Origin of the sequence: Marinobacter sp. ES-1, from assembly GCF_000475255.1 — a bacterium.
Classification (GTDB): domain Bacteria; phylum Pseudomonadota; class Gammaproteobacteria; order Pseudomonadales; family Oleiphilaceae; genus Marinobacter; species Marinobacter vinifirmus.
Window position 1 is genome coordinate 1 of record NZ_AXBV01000097.1, and the last position, 1,795, is coordinate 1,795.

Annotated in this window: 2 protein-coding genes; one reads left to right on the forward strand and one right to left on the reverse strand. The window is 56.8% G+C overall.

Annotated features, from left to right (window positions below):
• Positions 1–55 precede the first annotated feature (55 nt).
• Positions 56–1,279 (reverse strand): RNA-guided endonuclease InsQ/TnpB family protein, encoded by a 1,224-nt coding sequence (locus Q668_RS15905; protein WP_022990629.1) that lies wholly within the window; start codon positions 1,277–1,279, stop codon positions 56–58.
• 21 nt (positions 1,280–1,300) lie between these two features.
• Here Q668_RS15905 and tnpA point away from each other — a divergent pair, with 21 nt between their 5' ends.
• Entirely contained in the window at positions 1,301–1,717 is a 417-nt protein-coding gene (gene tnpA / locus Q668_RS15910) for an IS200/IS605 family transposase (RefSeq protein WP_081697630.1), read from the forward strand.
• The last annotated feature ends 78 nt before the right edge of the window (positions 1,718–1,795 follow it).

Below are 1,795 nucleotides of genomic sequence, written 5' to 3' on the forward strand. Positions count from 1 at the left end.
TTGACATCCTCGCCCACCTGAAGGAAGGCGATTCCTACGGCGCTCAGTGGCGGCGTTAAGCCGCTGCTGAGTCGCTTCGGTGGGTTCCTGCTGCTGGCGACCTTGGTGCATCGCTCACTTCACAGGCGAACCGGGCGTGTCCCGCCCTTAAAATATTGATCGCGCCAACCGTGTCGGCGTTTTCCTTAAAGCCGCAATCCACGCAGTGGAACTGGGCCTGGGTTTGGCGGTTCTCTGCCGACACATGACCGCAGGCCGGACAGGTTCGACTGGTGTTGCGGGGTGGTACCGCCACCAACCACCCGCCGCTCCATTGGAGCTTGTAGTCCAGTTGGCGCCGGAACTCGAACCAGCCCTGATCCAGAATGCTCCGGTTCAGACCGGATTTGGCCCGGACGTTGCGCCCGGGTTGATCGAGCGTGCCGGCCGCTGACGCCGACATATTCCGCACCTTTAAGTCCTCGATACACACCATCGCGTGGTTTTGGCTTATGGCGGTCGTGGCTTTGTGGAGGTAGTCGCGGCGGGCGTTGCCGATCTGGGCGTGAATCCGCTGGACTCTGGCTTTCGCTTTCTTCCAGTTGTTGCTGAATTTGGTTTTTCGACTCAAAGCCCGCTGCGCCTTGCGCAGTCGAGCCTGGTGCTTCTTAAAGCTGTTAAGGGGTTTCAGGTGATCCTCGCCCTCAAACGCCAGCAAGGGACGATCAAAGGCGGCAAAGCGAGCCACACCTAGATCAATGCCAATGGCATCGCCCTTGGGGGTCGGCGTTTCCACTTCTCGCTCAGTCTGGATGCTGACAAACCACTTGCCGCCCGACTGACTCACGGTGACGTTTTTCACCGTGCCCAGAACCTCGCGGCTGTTGCGGTATCGCACCCATCCGAGCTTCGGCAGAAACAGGCGATTGTTCGCCTGGTCGAGCTTGCAGCCTTGAGGGTAGCGAAAGCTGTCGGAAACACCCTTCTTCTTGAAGCGGGGAAATCCCGCCCGCTTGGCGAAAAAGTTGGTGTAGGCCCGATCCAGATCCTTCAAGCTTTGCTGCAATGCCTGCGAAGGGGTTTCAGCTAACCATTCGGTTGCACTATCCAGCTTCCACTGGGTTAGCTCTTTGCATAAACCCGCATAGCTCAGCTTCTTCTCACCTTGCTCATAGCGCTCCTTTTGCAGCGCCAATGCCTTGTTAAACACGAACCGGCAGGAGCCAGCGAAACGGCGCATGAGGCGCTGTTGCTGACCATCGGGCCGGAGTTCGTATTTAAAGGCTTGCAGGCGTTTCATAACCCCACCATAGTTTGGTCTATGACACAAATCAACGATATCAGAACAGGTCGGCATTGCGTTTTTGTGATGCACGTTCATTTGGTCTTTGTCGCCAAATACCGAAAAACCGTGTTCGACAAGGATGCGATCGAGCGCCTGCGGGAGTTGTTCGAAAAGATCTGTGCCGGCTTTGATGCTGAGCTGAAAGAAATGGATGGGGAGGGCGATCACGTTCACCTGCTGGTGAACTATCCGCCCAAGGTGGCGGTATCATCGCTGGTGAACAGTCTGAAAGGCGCGTCCAGTCGCGTACTGCGCAAAGAGCGGCCTGATATCGCCTCACGGTTCTATTACAAAGGCGTGCTCTGGTCTCCGTCCTACTTTGCGTCCAGTTGTGGTGGGGCGCCGATAGAGATCATTCGCCAATATATCGAGCAGCAACAAACACCGCACTAACCGACCAATGGAGCGGCGACGCCGCTCTCACCTTATATCCCCGCCATGAATGACCGGGCTTTACGGTGTGTTGGGTAA